General features: G+C 71.4%; 16 protein-coding genes. 6 read left to right on the top strand and 10 right to left on the bottom strand.

The window, feature by feature from the left end; genetic code table 11:
* Positions 1–1,091 (bottom strand): hypothetical protein (locus D6718_02700; GenBank protein ID RMG47935.1); only part of this gene is annotated, 1,091 nt, incomplete at its 3' end.
* Between the two features lie 250 nt (positions 1,092–1,341).
* Between D6718_02700 and phnD the strand changes: the two genes are divergently transcribed.
* From phnD to phnE (D6718_02680), 4 genes are read left to right on the top strand one after another with little or no spacing between them, the layout of a single operon-like run.
* Positions 1,342–2,319, top strand: coding sequence for a phosphate/phosphite/phosphonate ABC transporter substrate-binding protein (gene phnD / locus D6718_02695; protein RMG47937.1), 978 nt, complete (start codon positions 1,342–1,344; stop codon positions 2,317–2,319).
* 22 nt (positions 2,320–2,341) lie between these two features.
* Positions 2,342–3,118, top strand: a complete 777-nt coding sequence (phnC, locus tag D6718_02690) for a phosphonate ABC transporter ATP-binding protein (GenBank protein RMG47936.1) — start codon at positions 2,342–2,344, stop codon at positions 3,116–3,118.
* Positions 3,115–3,879, top strand: coding sequence for a phosphonate ABC transporter, permease protein PhnE (gene phnE / locus D6718_02685; GenBank protein RMG47934.1), 765 nt, complete (start codon positions 3,115–3,117; stop codon positions 3,877–3,879). Before phnC ends, phnE (D6718_02685) begins: the two co-directional genes overlap by 4 nt.
* Positions 3,876–4,652: a phosphonate ABC transporter, permease protein PhnE gene (gene phnE, locus D6718_02680; GenBank protein ID RMG47933.1), complete on the top strand. Its 777-nt coding sequence runs from the start codon at positions 3,876–3,878 to the stop codon at positions 4,650–4,652. Before phnE (D6718_02685) ends, phnE (D6718_02680) begins: the two co-directional genes overlap by 4 nt.
* A gap of 4 nt (positions 4,653–4,656) precedes the next feature.
* Here phnE (D6718_02680) and ccoS read toward each other — a convergent pair whose 3' ends face one another.
* The 9 genes from ccoS to D6718_02635 all read right to left on the bottom strand — a co-directional run bounded on the left by ccoS (position 4,657) and on the right by D6718_02635 (position 15,524).
* Complete coding sequence (gene ccoS, locus D6718_02675; protein ID RMG47932.1) at positions 4,657–4,851, bottom strand: cbb3-type cytochrome oxidase assembly protein CcoS; 195 nt, start codon at positions 4,849–4,851, stop codon at positions 4,657–4,659.
* Between the two features lie 446 nt (positions 4,852–5,297).
* Complete coding sequence (locus D6718_02670; protein ID RMG47931.1) at positions 5,298–7,757, bottom strand: heavy metal translocating P-type ATPase; 2,460 nt, start codon at positions 7,755–7,757, stop codon at positions 5,298–5,300.
* Positions 7,754–8,470: a sulfite exporter TauE/SafE family protein gene (locus tag D6718_02665; protein ID RMG47930.1), complete on the bottom strand. Its 717-nt coding sequence runs from the start codon at positions 8,468–8,470 to the stop codon at positions 7,754–7,756. Before D6718_02665 ends, D6718_02670 begins: the two co-directional genes overlap by 4 nt.
* Complete coding sequence (locus tag D6718_02660; GenBank protein RMG47929.1) at positions 8,467–8,961, bottom strand: hypothetical protein; 495 nt, start codon at positions 8,959–8,961, stop codon at positions 8,467–8,469. The genes D6718_02665 and D6718_02660 overlap by 4 nt, the downstream gene beginning before the upstream one ends.
* Positions 8,958–10,361 carry a cytochrome c oxidase accessory protein CcoG gene (gene ccoG / locus D6718_02655; GenBank protein RMG47928.1) on the bottom strand — a complete coding sequence of 468 codons (1,404 nt, stop codon included), beginning with the start codon at positions 10,359–10,361 and terminating at the stop codon, positions 8,958–8,960. Before ccoG ends, D6718_02660 begins: the two co-directional genes overlap by 4 nt.
* 10 nt (positions 10,362–10,371) lie before the next feature.
* A complete protein-coding gene (locus D6718_02650; protein RMG47927.1) occupies positions 10,372–10,983 on the bottom strand; it encodes a cytochrome C oxidase Cbb3 in 612 nt (203 codons plus the stop codon).
* A complete protein-coding gene (locus D6718_02645) occupies positions 10,973–11,188 on the bottom strand; it encodes a CcoQ/FixQ family Cbb3-type cytochrome c oxidase assembly chaperone (GenBank protein RMG47926.1) in 216 nt (71 codons plus the stop codon). The genes D6718_02650 and D6718_02645 overlap by 11 nt, the downstream gene beginning before the upstream one ends.
* 3 nt (positions 11,189–11,191) lie before the next feature.
* Positions 11,192–13,462: a cytochrome-c oxidase, cbb3-type subunit I gene (gene ccoN, locus D6718_02640; protein RMG47925.1), complete on the bottom strand. Its 2,271-nt coding sequence runs from the start codon at positions 13,460–13,462 to the stop codon at positions 11,192–11,194.
* A gap of 121 nt (positions 13,463–13,583) precedes the next feature.
* A complete protein-coding gene (locus D6718_02635) occupies positions 13,584–15,524 on the bottom strand; it encodes a hypothetical protein (protein RMG47924.1) in 1,941 nt (646 codons plus the stop codon).
* A 164-nt stretch (positions 15,525–15,688) separates the two neighbouring features.
* On the opposite strand from D6718_02635, the gene D6718_02630 reads away from it, so the two are divergent.
* Positions 15,689–16,978 (top strand): hypothetical protein, encoded by a 1,290-nt coding sequence (locus D6718_02630; protein RMG47923.1) that lies wholly within the window; start codon positions 15,689–15,691, stop codon positions 16,976–16,978.
* 49 nt (positions 16,979–17,027) lie between these two features.
* Positions 17,028–18,125: hypothetical protein (locus tag D6718_02625; GenBank protein ID RMG47922.1), on the top strand; the 1,098-nt coding region annotated here is incomplete at its 3' end.

Below are 18,125 nucleotides of genomic sequence, written 5' to 3'. Positions count from 1 at the left end.
GGGCCGAAGTCCCCTGCAGCCGAGCAGAGCACCTCGAGGGGAGGGCAAAGGGGGCCGCGCGGGGGGGTGGCGAGGTACCGGTTGAGTGCCGCCAGCGCCGGGACCGGCCGGCCGGCGCGATGCAACAGGTAGATGAGGGTCTCGCCCGCCGCCTGCGCGCCCTCGCCGCCTCGGCGGCGGTGGAACTCGGCCTTGGCGATGAAGTGTTCGACAGCCGCGTCCACCTGTCGGCCGGCGAGGCCCGAGAGGAGAATCCGGTGGTCGGTGAAGAATGCTTCGAAAGGAGGTGGGCCGGGCCGGCGCAGCCGCGCCGGCAGGCTCTCTCCGGCGCGGCACAGGTCGATGGCGCACTCGAGCGCAGGACCCGCCTCGAGCCAGGGGGAGACGCGCACGGCGCGCCGAAGGAGTGCGGGGTCGACGACCGGGGGATCTCCCTCCGCCACCCCCGGATGCTTCGCGATCAGATGGGCGAGGTCGACGGCCCCTTCCGGGGAGCCGGCCGGCTCGCCGGCGGCCCGGAGCAAGGCCGCGCTGAGGTCGCCGTGGAGGCGCTGAATCGCCTCGGCGGCGGCCGCACTCCGCTCTTCCCGACCGATCGATTCGTCCTCCGCCAGGAAGTCGAAGGCAGCCCCGTACTCGCCCGCCTCGACGGCCAGGCGAAGGCCGGCGGCGGGGTGAGCTCCTTCGTGGAGCGCGATCCGGATCAGCTCCGAAAGGCGGCGTCGCGGAACGGCAGGCCGTTCGGAGGCGAGCCGCTCGATCGCTTCGGCGACGGGACCGGTCTCGCCCAGTCGTCGCCATATCGGCCAGGCCGCGGCGATCTCCCCCCGCTCCAGGAGTTCCCGTCCCAGGGCGCGCGCGATCCTGTCCGCCGCCTTCTCGTAGGCCGTGCGGGTTTCCGGGGAGACCGGAGGGCCCTCCGGCTCGCCCCACACCGGCAGCCCGAGCCGAAGCCGCTCGGCGAGGAGCCGGGCGGCCAACCGCTCGTCCGCGTTCCCCGACCGGTCCGCCAGTTCGATGAGCCGGCCGACGAGCGCCTCCGGGCCGCGACGAGCGGCCTCGTCGAGCGCGGCGAACGGATCGTCTGGCATCGGTCGCTCCTCGTAGGCCGCGAGATTATAGTGAGGTGCATCCCCAATGGTGCGTTCCTTCGTCGCAACTCGGTGAGCCCTCGGCAGTTGGCGCGCCGGACCGCGCGCTTTACCTGAGATCGGCGCCAGGTGCCCGTCTTTCATCGAGTTGGCCTGCGTAGCGCACCATCGAGGGTGCACCTCCCGTATAGTGGAGGGCCGGGCCGGGGCTCTCCCCGGCCGCCCGTCGAAGCCCCGTGGAGGTGCCGTGATCGGCTGCCGCCGCCAACTCCGGACCGCGCTTCTCCTCTGGGCCGCAGCGGCGCTGGTGGCCCTCGGAGCCGCGCCGGAGTGCCCGCACGGCCAGCTCGACTCGCGGTACTGCGACACCGACGGCGACCTGGTCGCCGACCCCCCTGCCGACCCGTCGGCGTGGAAAGATCCCCCGGTGCTCGTCTTCGCCTACACGCCGGTGGAGGATCCGGCTTTGTACCGGCGGGCGTGGCAGCCGTTCCTCGATCATCTCTCGGCGGCGACCGGGCGGCGCGTGGTCTACTTTCCCGTGCAGTCCAACGCCGCCGAGATCGAGGCGATGCGGGCCGGCCGCCTCCACGTGGCCGGGTTCAACACCGGCAGCGTTCCGCTCGCGGTGAACGCCGCCGGATTCGTGCCGGTGGCGATGATGGCGCGACAGGACGGAAGCTTCGGCTACCGGATGCTGCTGATCACTCGTGCCGACGGGCCGATCGCGGACGTCGCCGGTCTTCGGGGGCATGAGATCGCCTTCACTTCGCCGACCTCGAACTCCGGCGCCAAGGCCCCGCGCGCGCTCCTGAAGGCGGAATTCGGGCTGGAAGAGGGGAAGGACTACCGCTCGACCTACTCCGGCAAGCACGACAATTCGATCCTGGGGGTGGCGCACGGAGACTACGACGCGGCCGCCGTCGCCAGTACGGTTCTCGACCGGATGGCGGAAAGGGGGGTCGTCGACCGGCGGGCCTTCCGCGTGCTCTACGCATCCCAACCTTTCCCGACGACCGCCTTCGGGTACGCGCACGATCTCGCCCCGGAGCTGGCCCGGAAGATCCGAGAGGCCTTCTTCACGTTCGATTGGACGGGGACCGAGCTGCTGCGCGAGTTCGCGGGAACGGCGGGAAGCCGGTTCGTGCCCGTGGACTACAGGAAGCACTGGGAGGTCATCCGGCGCATCGACGCCGCCAACGGCGTCCGCTACACCTCCTGGCGCTGAGGGCGCCGTGCCGGAGCGGCCGCTGCTCGAAATCGAGGGTCTCGTCAAGGCCTACGGCCGCATCGCCGCGCTCCGCGGCGTGGATCTCAGTCTCGGCAGGGGAGAGGTCGTCGCCCTGATCGGGCCGTCCGGGGCAGGGAAGAGCACCCTCATCCGGTGCGTCAACCGCCTGGTCGAGCCGACCGCCGGAAGCGTGCGTCTCGACGGCCTCGAGATCACCCGATTGAGGGGGCAACGGCTGCGGCGCGCCCGGCGGCGCATCGGGATGATCTTCCAGGAGTTCGCGCTGGTGGACCGGCTCACAGTCCTGGAGAACGTGCTGACCGGCCGGCTGGGGCACCTCGGCACGTGGCGCAGTCTTTTCAAGCGCTTTCCCCCGGAAGACGTCGCCGAGGCCCGGCGGCTCCTCGATCGCGTCGGTCTCGGCGGGCTCGAGGGGGAGCGCGCCGACGCCCTTTCGGGCGGCCAGCGGCAGCGCGTGGGGATCGCGCGGGCGCTGATCCAGTCCCCCGAACTCTTGCTGGTGGACGAACCCACGGCGAGTCTCGACCCGCGGACGGCGCGCGCGATCATGAGACTGATCGTCGAACTGGCCCGCGAACGCGGCGTCGCGGCCATCGTCAACATTCACGATGTCCCGCTGGCGACGCGCTTCCTGCCGAGAATCGTCGGCCTGCGAGAAGGACGGATCGTCTACGACGGCCCCCCGGAGGGACTCACCCCGCAGGTCCTCACACGGATCTACGGCGAGGAGGACTGGGAGGGCGCGGAACGGGCGCCGGGGGATCGCGCGCCGTGACGCCGCGGCGGTTCCCGAGAGCCTCGTGGTGGGTTCTGGGCGGGGCCGCGTATCTCGCCTATGCCGCGGCGTCGCTGCAGATCGATTGGGGTCGCGCCGCGAAGGGGGTCGCGCGGGGAGCCGCGTTCGCGGCCGCCCTGCTCCACCCGGACTTCGCGAGCCGGTGGGGGGAGATCCTCGAGGGGCTGGGCGAGTCGCTGGCGATGACCGTCCTCGCCACCGCCGCAGGAACGCTCCTCAGCGTGCCGGTGGCGTTCGGCGCGGCGCGGAACATCTCGCCGCTTCCGGTCTACCTCGCCTGCCGCGCAGTCGTCGTCCTCGCCCGCAGCTTCCACGAGCTCATCGTCGCCATCTTCTTCGTCGTGCTGGTGGGCTTCGGCCCGCTGGCGGGCGTTCTGACCCTCGCCTTCGCGACGGTCGGGTTCACCGGGAAGCTGCTCGCGGAGGCGATCGAGGAGGTGGCCGGTGCCCCGGTGGAGGCGCTGCGTTCCGCCGGGGCGGGACCCTTGCAGGTGATCCGCTTCGCGATCGTCCCGCAGGTCGTCCCGCGCTTCGTCGGCCTCACCGCCTATCGTCTCGACATCAACTTCCGGGAGTCGGCGATCATCGGCGTCGTCGGGGCAGGGGGGATCGGCGCGACCCTGAACACGGCATTCGACCGCTACGAGTACGGCGTCGCCGGAGCGATCCTGCTCACCATCGTGGCCCTGGTCCTCGCCGGAGAGACACTCTCCGGAGCGGCGCGCCGGAGGCTCTCGTGAGAGGCCGCCGCCGGACGCGCGCGCTGCGTGCCGCCGGCGCGGCGGCGGCCGGGGCACTGCTGCTCGCCTCCGCCCGCTACGTGTCGGCGCGCACGCTCTGGCCCTTCGTGTGGGACGGACCGCGGCAGGCCGCGGACCTCCTGCGCCGCATGTTTCCCCCCGACTGGACCTATGCGAGAGATCTGGTCGGGCCGCTTCTGGAGACGCTGCACATCGCCACCCTCGGCACCCTGCTCGCGCTCGCCATCGCAGGACCGGTGGCATGGCTCGCCGCCCGGACGACCACTCCGCATCCCCTTTTTCGGGCTCCGGCGCTGGCCGCGATCGCCGTCTCCCGGTCGGTCAACAGCCTGATCTGGGCCCTGCTGCTGGTGTCGATCTTCGGCCCCGGAGTGCTGGCCGGCGTGCTGGCGATCGCCTTCCGATCGGTCGGGTTCGTGGGGAAGCTCCTGTACGAGGCGATCGAGGAGGTCGAGCCCGGCCCGCTCGAGGCGCTGACCGCGGCGGGAGCCGGACGGCTGCAAGTGCTTCGTTTCGCGGTCGTGCCGCGGATCGCTCCGGTCTTCGCCGGGGTCGCCTGGTTCCGGTGGGACATCAACATCCGCGAAGCCACCGTGGTGGGTCTGGTCGGGGCCGGAGGCGTCGGGCTCGCCCTGGACGCGGCCGTGTCGGCACTCGAGTGGGCGCGCGCGGGGATGATCCTGATCCTGATTCTGGCGCTGGTTCTCGCGGCGGAGACCCTGTCCGCCCGGGCGCGCGCCGCCGTGCGCTGAGGCTCTAGCGGGGAGTCCCCGGCGGCGAGCCGTCCTTCGGCCTTTCCCCGTCGCGGCCGGCGTCGTCCTCGTCGAGGATTCTCATCGCGGGGGTCTCCAGATCGTCGAACTGGCCGCTGCGGACGGCCCAGACGAAGGCGACGACCGCCACCGCCGCGATCGCGAGCGCGAGGGGGAAGACGACGTAGAGCACCGACATCGGCGACACCCTAACCCGGATCAGTCATGAAACCTCGGAACGGCACGGCGCAGATGCCGCTGGATGGGCCGCGCGCAAGACGGTGCGTCCGAGGCGTCCCGGGCCGGGACGCCCCCGGGAGCACCGCCGCTGCCGGCCCCGCCGCGCGGAGCGCGGCCCAACGGCTGTGAAGTGCATCCGCAATGGTGCGTTGTTCCGCCGAAGTCGTTGGAGGATGGCAGGATCCGGCCTCGAACGGATCGAGGCCCGAACGTCGGCCGAAAGGTCCGTCCGTCGTCCAGTTGCGTCGCGCTTCGCACCATCGGGGGAGCACCTCCCGGCGGATGGCCGGACGGTCCGGCGGACCGTCCTGCCGCTGGGAGACCGGGTCCGGGCCGGGGGGGCCGATCGCCCCGGCCGGCGATCCGATGCGGCGCCATCGCCGAGGGAATCATGGGCGGACCGGGCTAAGCCGGTGCGGCCGGGAACGTGCGCGCCCGATGGGAAAGCGTGAGCACGGTCAGCGAACTCATCGGCATCAGCACCGCCGCCACCAGCGGGTCGATGGCGCCGGCCATCGCCAGGGCGGCGGCCACGAGATTGTACGCCGCGGAAACGATCAGGTTGCGCCGGATCGCGGCGAGGGTCCGCCGGGCGCCGCGGACCGCGGTGACGACCCCGTCGAGGCCGGGACGCTGGAGCGCGATGTCCGCCGCCGCGAAGCTGGCCTCGGCGCTGCCGTGGGCGGCGATGCCCACCGTGGCGGCCGCCAGCGCGGCGGCGTCGTTCACGCCGTCACCGACCATCACGACCGTCGGCCACCGGCGTCGCGCCGCCGACACGATCCGCGCCTTCCGCTCGGGTGTCGCCCCGCCCGTCACCGCGGAACCGGGCAATCCCAGCTGCGCTCCCGCGGCCCGGGCCACGCGCGGGTGGTCGCCGGAGAGAAGGAACACCTCCCAACCCAAGCGCCGCAGGTCGCGCACGGCCCGCTCGGCCTCGGGCCGGACGGGGTCGCCGAGACCGGCCACCGCGGCGATCTTCCCGTCGATCGCGAGGACCACGGGGGTCTGGCCGCGGCTGGTGCAGGAACGGACCGCCCTGTCCACCCAGCTGGGCCAGGCCCCGGTGCGCCCCCGCACGAGATCCGGGGTTCCGGCCAACGCCACGCGCTCCCGGCCCTCGGGATCGGTCACCCGTGCCTCCACGCCACGCCCGGCTGCGCGGGAGATCGACCGGGCGGACCATCCTCTCGGCCCCCCGCAGAACTCGCGGAGCGCCCGCGCCACGGGGTGCTCCACCCCCTCCTCGATCGCGGCGAGGCAGGACTTCGCTCCGGCGTTCCCGTGCCAGCTCACCACCTCGAGCCGGCCGCTCGTCACCGTTCCGGTCTTGTCGAGGAAGATCGCTCCGGGCCGCGCCAGCCGCTCGAGGGCGGTGCCGCCCTTGACGAGGATCCCGGCGCGCGCGGCACGGCCGATCGCCGCCAGGACGGCGAGCGGCGTCGCGAGGCCCAAGGCGCACGGGCAGGAGACGATGAGCAGAGCGATCGCGTTTTCCACGGCTCTCGATGGATCGGCCGGCCACCAAACGGCGAGGCAAAGCGCGGCCGCGGCGAGCACGGCGAGCACGAACCCGCGAGCCCAGCGGTCGGCGAGTCGGACCACCGGGGCTCGTTCCTGCGCCAGGCCTTCGACCAGCCGCATCAACCGTCCGACACGAGTCTCCTCGCCGGCGGCGGTCACCTCCACCAGCACCGGTCCACCCAGGTTGACCGCGCCCGCATGGACGGTCGCCCCGGGTCCGCGCGTGCACGGCCGCGACTCGCCCGTCAGGAAGGACAGGTCGAAGCTGGTCTGCCCTCGCAGGATCCGCCCGTCGGCCGGCACCGTCTCGCCCGCGAGGAGTTCGATCCGCATCCCGGGTCTCAGCGCTTCCACCGGAACCGCCCTTCGCCGCCCGTCCGCTTCGACGGCCCGGGCCGTACCGGGCGTCACCCGGTAGAGGAGCGAGACCGCCTCGTAGGCGGACTCCTCCCGCCGCTGCTGGAGATAACGGCCGGCCAGCAGGAGGAAAATCACGCCGGTGATCGATTCGAAGTAGACGTGACCGGCGTTGCGCAGCGTGTTGACCGCACCCCACACGGTGCCGGCGGCCAGCGCCACCGCCACGGGCAGGTCCATGTGCGCCACCCCGCTGCGCAAGGCCGCCAGCGCGCCGCGGAAGAAGACCCGGCCGGGCCAGGCGACGGCGACGAGGGTGAGCGCGAGGCCGCCGGCGCGGAACAGGAGGCGGAGCGAGGGGTCGATGCCGTTGAGCATGCCTCCGTACAGGGCGAAGGCGATCCCCATCGCGTTCCCCGCGCAGGCTCCGGCGACGCCCAGGTCGACCAGGCGCCGCCGCCGCTCCGCCAGCCGCAACTCCTCCCCCGCAGAGGCCCGGTGGGGATGCGGGGGGTAGCCGAGGCGGTCGAGTTCGCGCGCGATCCGGCTGAGCGGCACCGCTTCGGGGTCCCACGCGACCTCCACCACCCGCCGGCGGACGTCCAGCCGCGCGTCCAGAACGCCCTCCAGCAGCCTCGGCAGGCGTTCGACCAGCCAAACGCACGCGGCGCAGTGGACCCCCTCGAGGAGCAGCCGCGTGCGGGCCGTGCCGTCGGGAAGCCGCCGCACGTGGCGCTCGGCGAACGAGGGATCGTCGAACGCGTCGAAATCGGCTCCCGAGGCCGGCAGCGCCGGCCGGTCCGCCTGTTCGGCGCGCAGCGCGTAGTAGCGCTCGAGGCCGTGCTCGCGGATGGTCGTGTAGACCACCTCGCAGCCGGCGCAGCAGAAGGAATTCCCCTCGAAATTCCGCCGGGAGGGCGGCACGGGAAGGCCGCAATGGGCGCAGGCGGGCTCACCCACGCCCTGTTCGGCCGGCCCCTTCATCGGCGGACCGCGTTCTCCGCCGTGGCCGCGGCGCGCGGCGGCGCCGCCGCGGCGGGTGCCGGGGCGTGATGCCAGCGCGAGGCGAGGGCGAGCAGTCCCACCGCCACGAGCGCCGCGGCGGCGAGCCGGGGCGCACGCCGGAGGAGCGGCCGCGCGAAAGACAGACCGGCGCCGATGCCGGCGAGGGCGGGCACCGTTCCGGCCCAGAAGACCGCCATGACGGCCAGACCTCCGGCCGCGGAGCCGGCGCCCGCGGCGGTCAGGACGAAGGCGTAGAGCCACCCGCAGGGAAGGAGGGCGGACAGGATGCCCAGCGCGGCCGCTCGCGGCAGCGGCGGGACGCCGCCGAGCCGTCCGGCGGCCGCCGCCAGCGCGCGCGAGGCGCCCCGCACCAGCGGAAGGCGGTCCAACCCCCGGCCCCCGGAGAGCTGCACGAGCCCGAAGAGGATCAGTCCCGTCCCCGCGAGGACGAGCGCCGCGCGGTGCACGCCGAAAAGCGCGCCGCCGAGATCGACGACCGACCCGGCGCCCCCGGCGAGCCATCCCAGGGCCGCGTACGAGACGAGCCGCCCGCAGTGATAGGCGGCATGGGGCAGCGGGCCCGGCGCCCTCGCGGAAGCGACCGACCAGGCGAGCAGCGGACCGCACATCGCCGCGCAGTGCAGCGATCCGAGCAGGCTCGCGGCGAGGACTCCGAGAGCCAGACCGGTCACCGGGTCGCCTCCCGGTCGGGCCGGAGCATGCGCCGGATCGACCCGACATACAGGTCCGGGCCGCGGCGAATGCGGAGCCGGAACTCCCACAGCCCGGGACGGTCCAGCGGCAGCGCCGCGCCGTAGCGGCCCGGTGCGACCGGCGCGAGCTGGGCGCGCAGCCGGTGGGCGGCGCGGGCGTTGTGGAAGGTCTCGAGGTGGACCTCGGCCCCTTCGACCGGACGGCCGTCCCCATCGGTCACCACGACCCCGATGTCCGTGCGTCCCCGGAGAACCAGCGGTCCGGCGGCGAGCGAGACGTGCCAGCCGAGAGCGGCGGACCGCGCGCGCTCCTCGGCGATGCGGTCCCACTCGCGCGCCTTCCGTTCGTAGTCCTCCTCCACGGCGAACGACGGGTCGCGGAGGGCGACGACGATGAGCGTCCCGTACGCGGCCGCCGACATCGCCAAAAGGCCGGTGATCAACGCGAACCAGCGCGTGCGGGCGCTCACGGCGAACCTCCTGCACCGGCGGCGGAGCCGCCGGCGAAAAGCGGGCCCAGCACGTGGTGGCGCCGGACGGTGCGCCACCCGGATCCGTCCTCCACCTGCACGGTGACGTCCGCCCGCCCGCGGCGGAACCTCTCGGCCGGCAGGACGACGTGGATCAGGGCGGTTCCGGAGGCCCGCGGCGGCAAGGTGAGCGGGAGATCGGAGCTGAACCACTCCGCGTCCGCCAGCGCCACGCGGTATGTCCTCTTTCCGGACGAGCGGTTCGTGATCTTGACCTGAAGGGCGCTCTCGACGCGGCCGTCGGGCCGCACGCGGTAGGGCGTGCTGCGCACCCTGAGGAAGTCGATGTCGGCCGCCGCCCGGTGGCCGAGCACCCAACCGAAGCCGGTCAGCAGGCCGGCGAGGACCAGGGGGTACAGGAAGATTCTCGGCCGCAGCATCCGAACGCGGCCGGTCTCGATCGCCTCCTGCGAGCTGTATCGGATCAGTCCGCGCGGCTTGCCCACCCGCTTCATCACGGCGTCGCACGCGTCGATGCACTGGGCGCAGTGCAGGCACTCCATCTGGAGGCCGTCGCGGATGTCGATCCCGGTGGGGCAGGTGGCCACGCAGAGCCCGCAGTCGATGCAATCCCCGAGTCCGTCGCGGCGCCGCCCCTTGCCGCGCGGCTCGCCCCGCCGCGGGTCGTAGCTGACGATCAGGGATTGCCGGTCGAGAAGCACCGACTGGAATCGCCCGTAGGGACACATCAGCGTGCAGACCTGCTCCCGGAAGTAGGCGAAGTCCAGCATCATCAGCCCCGTGGTTCCGGCGACCACGAGGAAGGCGGTCGGGTGCTCCACGGGCGACCGGTGCATCCATGCCCAGAGCCGGTCCACGCCGACGAAGTAGGCGAGGAAGGTGTGTGCCAGGTAGAGCGAGGCGGCGAGGAACGCCGCGTACTTGCCGACTGCCCGCAACGGGTGGAGGGGGGCTCTTCCTCCCGTGGAGTAGTGCCGGCCCTCGAAGAAACGTTCGAGCGGGCGAAAAAGAAACTCCATGTACACGGTCTGGGGGCAGGCCCAGCCGCACCAGATCCGCCCGAACAGCGCCGTCAGCAGGAAGATCGAGACGAAAATCGACAGCACCAGCAGCGCGAGCGGGAGTGTATCGGTGGGGAGGAACGTGTGACCGAAGAACGTGAATTCCCGGGCGGGCAGGTCGAACAGCAACGCCGGCTTGCCGCCGATCTTCACGAACGGCAGCCCGGTGAACAGGACGACGAGGACCGCCGCCACGGCCCTCCGCGCCGCCAGGAACCGGCCCGGGCTCGGACGGGGCCGCAGCCAGCGGCGGGATCCGTCGCGGTTGAGGGTCGAGAGGACCTGCTCTTCCGCAGGAGGTGGAGCGCCCACGGTCATCGCCCGCGATTCAGCGCGACCCCGCCGGCGGGCTCGTGTCCGCCGTGCGGGTCGGCCACGGCGGGATCACCTCCCCCTGCGGGGCTTTCCCGGGAACGGGGTTGCGGCGGAGGCGGGCGACGTAGGCCGACAGGAGCACGATCTGGGTGTCGGTCAGCCGCTCCCCCCACGCGGGCATCCCCTTGAGGGGAACCCCGTTCTTGATGACGCGCGGGATGTCGGTGAGCGTCTTCACGTGGATCCAGGAGTCGTCGGTGAGATTCGGCCCCACGTTCCCGCTGCCGTCGGCGAGGTGGCACTGGGCACAACGTCCCTTGAACAGGCTCGCCATGCCCGTCATCGCCACATCGTCATCCATGAACCGGAGGATCGTATCCTCGTCGGGGGTCAGCTCACCGTACGTCGCCAGAAGCTTGTCCGCGTAGGCGGCCACTTCCCGGTCGAGCGCGTCGTAGATCGTCCGTCCGGGGGTGAAGTGGTAATAGACGACGTACGGGAAGCAGAAAAGGATCGTTCCGACGAAGATGAAGACCCACCAGCGGGGAAGAGGATTGTCGTACTCGCGGATGCCGTCGTAGTCGTGATCGAACAGCTTGTCGCGTTCCGGCTCCCTAGAACTCATCGGTGGGCCCCTCCACCCGGCGTGCCCCCGGCTGTGCGTCGTCCTCGGCCAGCGGCAGCCGGGACACCTCGTCGTACGCCCCGCGGCCGCGGGTCACCACCCTGATCACGACCGCGAGGAAGAAAGCGAAGAAGAACAGCAACAGCGCGACGTCGAGCGTCACGTTGAAACCGTGGAAAGGCGAACCTGCCTGCGCGAACGGCATGTCTCACTCCGAGGCGTCCGGGGTGTCCGCCTGCCCGCTCGCGATACGCCGGCCGGTGTCCGGCGGCGGCTTGGAGATATCGGTTCCGAGGCGGAGCAGGTAGGCCACCAGCGGAATGACCTCCTTCGACTCGAGACCGCTCCCCGCGTAGGTCGGGTCCTCGTCGACCAGCTTCTCGAACACCTGCCTGGCCTGCGCCCGTGCCTGCTCCACGGCGGTCCCGACATCGTAGGGAACGCCGAGACGGCGCCAGGCCCTCACCTTGGCCTCGATGCTGGAGAAGTCGAACTCGTTCTCCAGGAGCCACGGGAACGAGGGCATGATCGACCCGGGACTCGTGTCGGTCGGCCTGTTGAGATGCCGGACGTGCCACGAGACGCTCGCGTTCGACTGCCCGATCCGGTGCAGGTCCGGGCCGATGCGCCGCGAACCCCACTGGAACGGACGGTCATAGACGAACTCCCCCGCCTTCGAGTACTCGCCGTAGCGCTCCGTTTCGTGCCGCATCGGCCGGATCATCTGGGAGTGACAGTTGTAGCAGCCCTCCCGGATGTAGATGTCGCGCCCGGCCAGCTCGAGCGGCGTATAGGGCTGCACCGACGCGATGGTCTTCACGTTGGACTTGATCACGAACGTCGGCACGATCTCGAACAACGATGCGCTGACCACGGCGACCGTCACCCAGACCGTGAATCTCAGCGGCAACCGCTCCCACCGGCGGTGCCAGCGGGCCTGGGCGAAGACGTCGAGCTTCTTGGCGATCTCGGCGACGTTCGTCAGCCGTGACGGGGGGATCGGCTCTTCGGTGTACACCGGGCTCAGCGCTGCGGCCTGCTGCACCGGCTCCGCGTACCGGGACGGACGCCGCGCCCAGGTCGCCACGAGATTCACCACCAGCAGGAACGCCCCCGTGAGGTAGATGGCACCACCGGCGGCCCGCATCCAGTAGTAAGGCATGAGCCGCGTCACCGTCTCCATGAAATCGCCGTACCGCAGCAGGCCATTGGAGTCGAAGGCGCGCCACATGAGGCCCTGGGTGAGCCCGGCGAAGTACATCGGAACCACGTACATCAGGATGCCGATCGTGCCGATCCAGAAGTGCGTGGTGGCCAGGCGCTTGCTCCAAAGCTCGGTCTGGAACACGCGCGGCATGAGCCAGTAGAGCATTCCGAAGGTCATGAATCCGACCCAGCCGAGCGTTCCCGAGTGCACGTGGGCGATCGTCCAGTCGGTGTAGTGGGACAGGGCGTTCACGCTCTTGATGGACAGCACTGGCCCCTCGAAGGTGCTCATCCCGTAGAACGTCACGCCCACGACGAAGAACTTCAGGATCGGATCCTCGGCGACCTTCTGCCAGGCGCCGCGGAGGGTCAGGAGTCCGTTGAGCATCCCTCCCCAGGACGGCATCCAGAGCATGATCGAAAACAGCATGCCGAGGGTGGAGGCCCAGGCGGGGACGGCGGTGTAGTGGAGGTGATGGGGGCCCGCCCAGATATAGATGAAGACCAGCGCCCAGAAGTGGAGGATCGACAGCTTGTAGCTGAACACCGGCCGGTCGGCGGCCTTCGGCAGGAAGTAGTACATCAGCCCGAGGAAGGGCGTGGTGAGGAAGAACGCGACGGCGTTGTGGCCGTACCACCACTGCATCATCGCGTCCTGGACCCCGGCGTAGATCGGGTAGCTCTTCAGCCACCCGGCGGGAACGACCAGGTTGTTGAAAACGTGGAGAACGGTAATGGCGACGATCGTCGCGATGTAGAACCACAAGGCGACGTAGAGGTGACGTTCCCTCCGACGCGCGATCGTTCCGAAGAAGTTGACTGCGAACACGATCCAGACCAGGGCGATGAGGATGTCGATCGGCCATTCCAGCTCGGCGTACTCCTTGCCCTGGGTGTAGCCGGAGGGAAGGGTGATCGCCGCGAGGACGATGATGAGCTGCCAGCCCCAGAAGTGCAGGCGGCTGAGCACGTCGCTGAACATCCTCGCCTTCAGGAGACGCTGTGACGAGTAGTACACCGCGGTGAAGATCGCGTTGCCGGCGAAGGCGAAGATCGCTGCATTGGTGTGAAGTGGGCGCAGCCGGCCGAACGTGAGCCACGGCAGCTCCATGTTGAGCTGCGGCAGCACCAGCTCCAGTGCGGCGAACAGCCCCGCCCCCATACCGACGATGCCCCAGACCACCGTCGCCAGCAGGAACTGCCGCACGATTCCGTCGTCGTAGACGAAGCTCTCGAGCCGCGGGGCCCCGGCATTCTCGCTCGTCGTCTTCATCGGGCGGTTCCCCTCCTTCGTGGTCGCGCTCCGGCGGGCCGGGTGCGCGCAGCCGCGGCGGGCGCCGTGCGCGGTGTCGTCCTCCTCTCCCCCCGAGACTCTCCGGAGCGCGCGAAGCGTGTCAAGGGCGCCGCAGCCGCCCCACGCGAGCGGAAATGACGGGGTCGCGCTCGATCTCCTCGAGCGTCAGCGCCGTCCGCTTGCGCCAGTTGGGACGTTCCAGGGCGGTTCCGGGCACGTTCAACGGTTCCGGGTCCAGGCACAGGTCGTCCAGGGAGGCGAGCACGATAGCCGCAGGACCGGCGGAGAGCCAGTCGAGAAGCCGATCGAGGACCGCCTCCTTCTCGGCGGGTGCGCCGAGGATCCGCGCCAGGCGGGCGCAGTGCCGCCTCCGGGCCTCGATTTCGAGGCGCGCCCGCCGCGGATCGCCCGCGAGGCGGCGTGCGATGTCGGCCCCGCTCCAGAATCCGGCGAAGGTGGCGGTGTCGTGCGTGCTCAGCCCGGCGCAGCTTCCCGGCGGCGGATCCGGCAGCGGCGAGGGCGGCCGTGTCTCGAGCACGAAGGCGTAGGTCCGGGCCCAGCCTCGAAGCTCCATGGTGCGGCGCACCTCGGGGGGGACGGTGCCGAGATCCTCGCCGACGAGGGCGCAGCGGTGCCGGTGGGACAGCAGCGTCGCCAGGGCGGTCAGGTCGCGCCCGGGAAAGCGCAGGTAGGCGCCCTCGTCGGCCGGGAAGCCGGCGGGAATCCAGTACTGGCGGAAGAGCCCCATCACGTGGTCGATCCGCAGCGCGCCGGCGAAGCGCATCTGGTGCTCGAGGCAGAGGGCGAAGTGCTCGTGCCCTTCGTCCGCCGAGCGCTCCGGATGCCACGGGGGGAGATCCCAGGACTGCCCTTCGACGTGGAACGCGTCGGGCGGGGCACCGAGCCGGACGCCCCGCACGAACAGGTCCGGCCGGAACGCCGCATCGAACCCCCGCGGATGGATGCCGAGCGGCAGGTCCAGCAGCAGGGCCGCGCCGCCCGCGCCCCGCGGCGCGAACCCCGACAGTTCCCGCTCCATCGCGAACTGGGCGTACAGATCCAGCCGGGGGTCGCCGCCTTCCCCGGCCCGGTGCCGGGCGTAGGCCTCGGCGAACGGCCGAAGCCGCCGGAAACGCTCGATCTCCTCCCGGGCCCCGCCGCCCGCCGTCCAGACCGCTTCCGCGATCGGGGCGAGGACCGAGCGCACGAGGGACCGGACGCCGGCATGATCGACGAGTGCCCCACGGCGCTGCCGTTCCCGGAGGGCCGCGAAGCCAGGGGACGCGAGGAGCGCTCGGGCCGAAGGGGCCAGCGCGAGCTCCGGCAGGCGGTCGACCGGAAGGAAGGCCTCGTCCCAGGCGAGGCGGCTCGCCGGGCGGTAGGGGCTGGCCTCGTCATCCATCGCGGCGAGGAGCGGGAGGACGCCGACGTACCCGGCGCCGCGGCCGGCGGCCCACGCGGCGAGCCGCCGGAGGTCGGCCAGATCGCCGCGGCCGAGGTTGCGCGCGGACCGCAGCGAGGGCAGCGCCACGGCGAGGCCCCACGTCGGGCCGGAGGCGGGATGCGCGCGCCGCGGCGCGGCGATCAGCCGTGCCTCCGCCCGGCGGCGCGCGGTCCGGCAACGGAGACGATGCAGGCCCGGGGGGATCGGCGGGAACGGGACCCGCGCGGTCCGCGGGCCCGGGCCCCCGGATGGCGGGGTCCCGATCGGGGAACCGACCTGCCGCCCGTCCTCCAGCTCGATCGTGACGTGCAGGGGGCCTTCCGCCTCCCCGGGCGCGAGCCGAACCTCGAACGCGGGCGGCTCGCCTTGGAACCACGAGACGACGGGGTCCACGAGGCGGCCGGCCGCCGCGCTGCGGCGCTCCGCGAGGGCCGCCGGCACGTCCTCCATCCGGCGCACCGGCGCTCCGAGCGCCACCAGCAGCGCGAGCAGGGTCTCCGACCCGACGTCGTGCGGGCGTCCCAGTCCGTCGGTGTGGCGCGGGAGGAGGCCGTAACTCGCGGCGAGCTCCTCGAGCAGAACGCGTTCGTCGGGCATCGGCGGGCGGGGCTCCGGCTACGGCCGGGCGGATTCTAGCGTTCCGCGTCGCACCCCGCCGTTGACAGCAGCGGGGCGCCTGTCTTAGGTTCGAGCGGCTTCCGGGCGGTCCGAGAACCGGGGCCCCACATCCGGGGGGCGTCCCCGCGGCAGGAGAGAGACGGATGTTCGAACGCAGGAGAAGCCAGGTGCTCCTCGCGGCGGTCGTCGCGGCGGCGGCCTCGCTGGCTCCGGCCTTGTCGGCCGGTTTCGGCATCTTCGAGCAGGGGAGCAAGGCGATGGGCATGGCGGGGGCCTTCACGGCCCAGGCCGACGACGGCTCCGCGCTGTTCCACAACGTGGCCGGGATCGCCTTCCAGCGCGAGCGCTCCTTCCAGCTCGGCGGCACCGCGATCTGGATCGCCGACTCGAAGTTCCGCGGGTTGGCGCCGTTCCCAGGGCCGTCCGCGGCGGGCCGGCAGACCGACGCCATCCTGTTCCCGCCGCACTTTTACTACGTGCAGCCGCTGGGCGACGCCTGGTCGTTCGGCATCGGAGTGAACACGCCGTTCGGTCTCGCCACCGAGTGGGACGATCCCGACGCCTGGCCGGGAAGGTTCGTCAGCGAGCGGGCGGAGCTGCGCGCGTTCGACGTCTTCCCGTCGGTCGCCGTCCGTGTCGGCGATCGCTTCGCCATGGGCGTGAGCCTGGTGGCGCGTTTCTCGGACGTCGAACTCAAGCGAAGGGCGGCGGCGGTCGACCCGTTCCTGAACCAGACCGTCGAGATCGCGCGAGTCGTCCTGGACTCGGATCTGGAGAACGACTTCGCCTTCAACGTCGGCCTGATGTACCGGCCCACCGACGAACTCAGCATCGGCCTGAGCTACCGCGACGGAATGTCGATCGACTATCACGGAAAGGCCCGCTTCACCCAGGTTCCGACCGGGAACCAGCAGTTCGACCTCGTCGTGGCGCAGAGCCTTCCGTTCGGGCAGGAGGTGCCGATCGCGACGACGATCGGCTTTCCGGAGATGCTCAGTCTCGGCCTGGCGTATCGGTTCAGCGACGAGCTGACAGCGGAGGCTGACTTCAACTGGACCGGCTGGAGCGCCTTCGAGCGTCTCGACATCGACTTCTCCAGCTCCCAGGTGCCGGACGTGGTCCGCGGGGAGGACTGGAAAGACGTTTGGAACTACCGGGCTGGCGTGAACTGGCGCCTGGACGATGCGAACGAGCTCCGCTTCGGTTTCGTCTACGACCAGACTCCGCAGCCGGACAAGAGCGTCAGCCCGCTGCTGCCCGACGCCACTCGGACGGGGTTCACGTTCGGCTACGGCCGGCGGGGCAAGGCGACGTTCGACGTGGCGCTGATGTTCCTGCCGTTCAAGAAGCGGACGACGACGGTCAGCCAGGACCTGTTCAACGGGACGTACGACAGCACGATCTGGCTCTTGGGAGCCACCGTCGGCTTCTGAGCGGACGGTCCCGCGCCGCCTCCGAGGGCGCGCGAAGGAGGTTTCGGAGATGATGCGCAGGGAACACTGGGTCGCGGCCGTCGCCGCGCTGGCAGTCCTGGCGCCTTCCGCGGCTCCGGCGCAGGTGAGCTTCCGGAAGTACGTGGCGGTGGGCGACAGCCTCACGGCGGGCTACGCCTCGGGCGGCCTCGTGGCCGACCACCAGGCCTATAGCTACCCCGCTCTTCTCGCCGATCGGTTCGGCTCCGAGCAGCCGTTCGAGCAGCCCTGGATCAGCGATCCGGGGATACCGACCCTTCTGGTGCTGCACAGCCTGGTGCCGGGTGTCGTGCTCGACCAGGATCACGACGGCGACGGTACGGCCGATCCGCCGGGCAGCCCGCTCAACCTTTTCCTTCCCCGTCCCTACGACAACCTCGGCATTCCGGGGGCGGCCGTCCGGCACACCGTGCATCCGCCGCCGCCCCCCGGGGATCCGGACCGCCCGTTCTTCTACGACCTCGTCATCCGCGGGGATCTCATCCCCGACGGTACCGAGGACACGGTCGTCCAGCAGGTGGCCGCGTTGCAACCGACGTTCGTGACGATCTGGATCGGGGCGAACGACATTCTCGGCGCGGCGCTGTCCGGGTGCGACGGGAGCGTCGCCAGCCTCGATCCGAACTGGTTCTGTCCCATCACGCCGTCGGAGGCGTTCGACGCCGACTTCCAGTTGCTGGTGGATTCGATCGACGCAACCGGGGCGTCCCTCGCTATCGCCAACCTCCCGGACGTGACGGCGATCCCGTTCGTCCAGTTCATGCCGGAGACCGGCCCGAACGGAGAGGACCTGTACTCGATCGACCGGCAAAGCGGACAGCCCGAGAAGGTTCTCGCCGCCGACTTCGTCCTCCCCGCCGCCCGCTGCTACCTCGAGCAGGGATGCGGGTTCGGCGTGCCCCCGACCCTGCTGGGTGCGCCGAGCGATCTCGTCCAGGGATGCGAGGGCCCGCCCGGGGCGCCGGAGCCGTTCACGTGGGACTGCTCCGCTGGTGCGATGCCGACGAACGCCGTGCTGCGCGCTTTCGAGGCGCAAACGCTCCAGGCGCGGATCGCCGACTACAACGCAACGATCGAGGCCAAGGCGGCCGAGGTCGGGGCGGCTCTG

This window comes from Acidobacteriota bacterium (genome assembly GCA_003696075.1).
In the GTDB taxonomy this organism is placed as follows: Bacteria; Acidobacteriota; Polarisedimenticolia; order J045; family J045; genus J045.
Note: the sequence above shows the minus strand (reverse complement) of the source record. Positions and strands in the feature narration are given on the sequence as shown.

Excerpts from the sequence above, each read along its gene's own strand:
- D6718_02650 (RMG47927.1), bottom strand. The coding sequence starts at position 10,983 with ATGAGTTCTAGGGAGCCGGAACGCGACAAGCTGTTCGATCACGACTAC.
- ccoG (RMG47928.1), bottom strand. The coding sequence starts at position 10,361 with ATGACCGTGGGCGCTCCACCTCCTGCGGAAGAGCAGGTCCTCTCGACC.
- ccoS (RMG47932.1), bottom strand. The coding sequence starts at position 4,851 with ATGTCGGTGCTCTACGTCGTCTTCCCCCTCGCGCTCGCGATCGCGGCG.
- D6718_02670 (RMG47931.1), bottom strand. The coding sequence starts at position 7,757 with ATGAAGGGGCCGGCCGAACAGGGCGTGGGTGAGCCCGCCTGCGCCCAT.
- D6718_02635 (RMG47924.1), bottom strand. The coding sequence starts at position 15,524 with ATGCCCGACGAACGCGTTCTGCTCGAGGAGCTCGCCGCGAGTTACGGC.
- D6718_02630 (RMG47923.1), top strand. The coding sequence starts at position 15,689 with ATGTTCGAACGCAGGAGAAGCCAGGTGCTCCTCGCGGCGGTCGTCGCG.
- D6718_02645 (RMG47926.1), bottom strand. The coding sequence starts at position 11,188 with ATGCCGTTCGCGCAGGCAGGTTCGCCTTTCCACGGTTTCAACGTGACG.
- ccoN (RMG47925.1), bottom strand. The coding sequence starts at position 13,462 with ATGAAGACGACGAGCGAGAATGCCGGGGCCCCGCGGCTCGAGAGCTTC.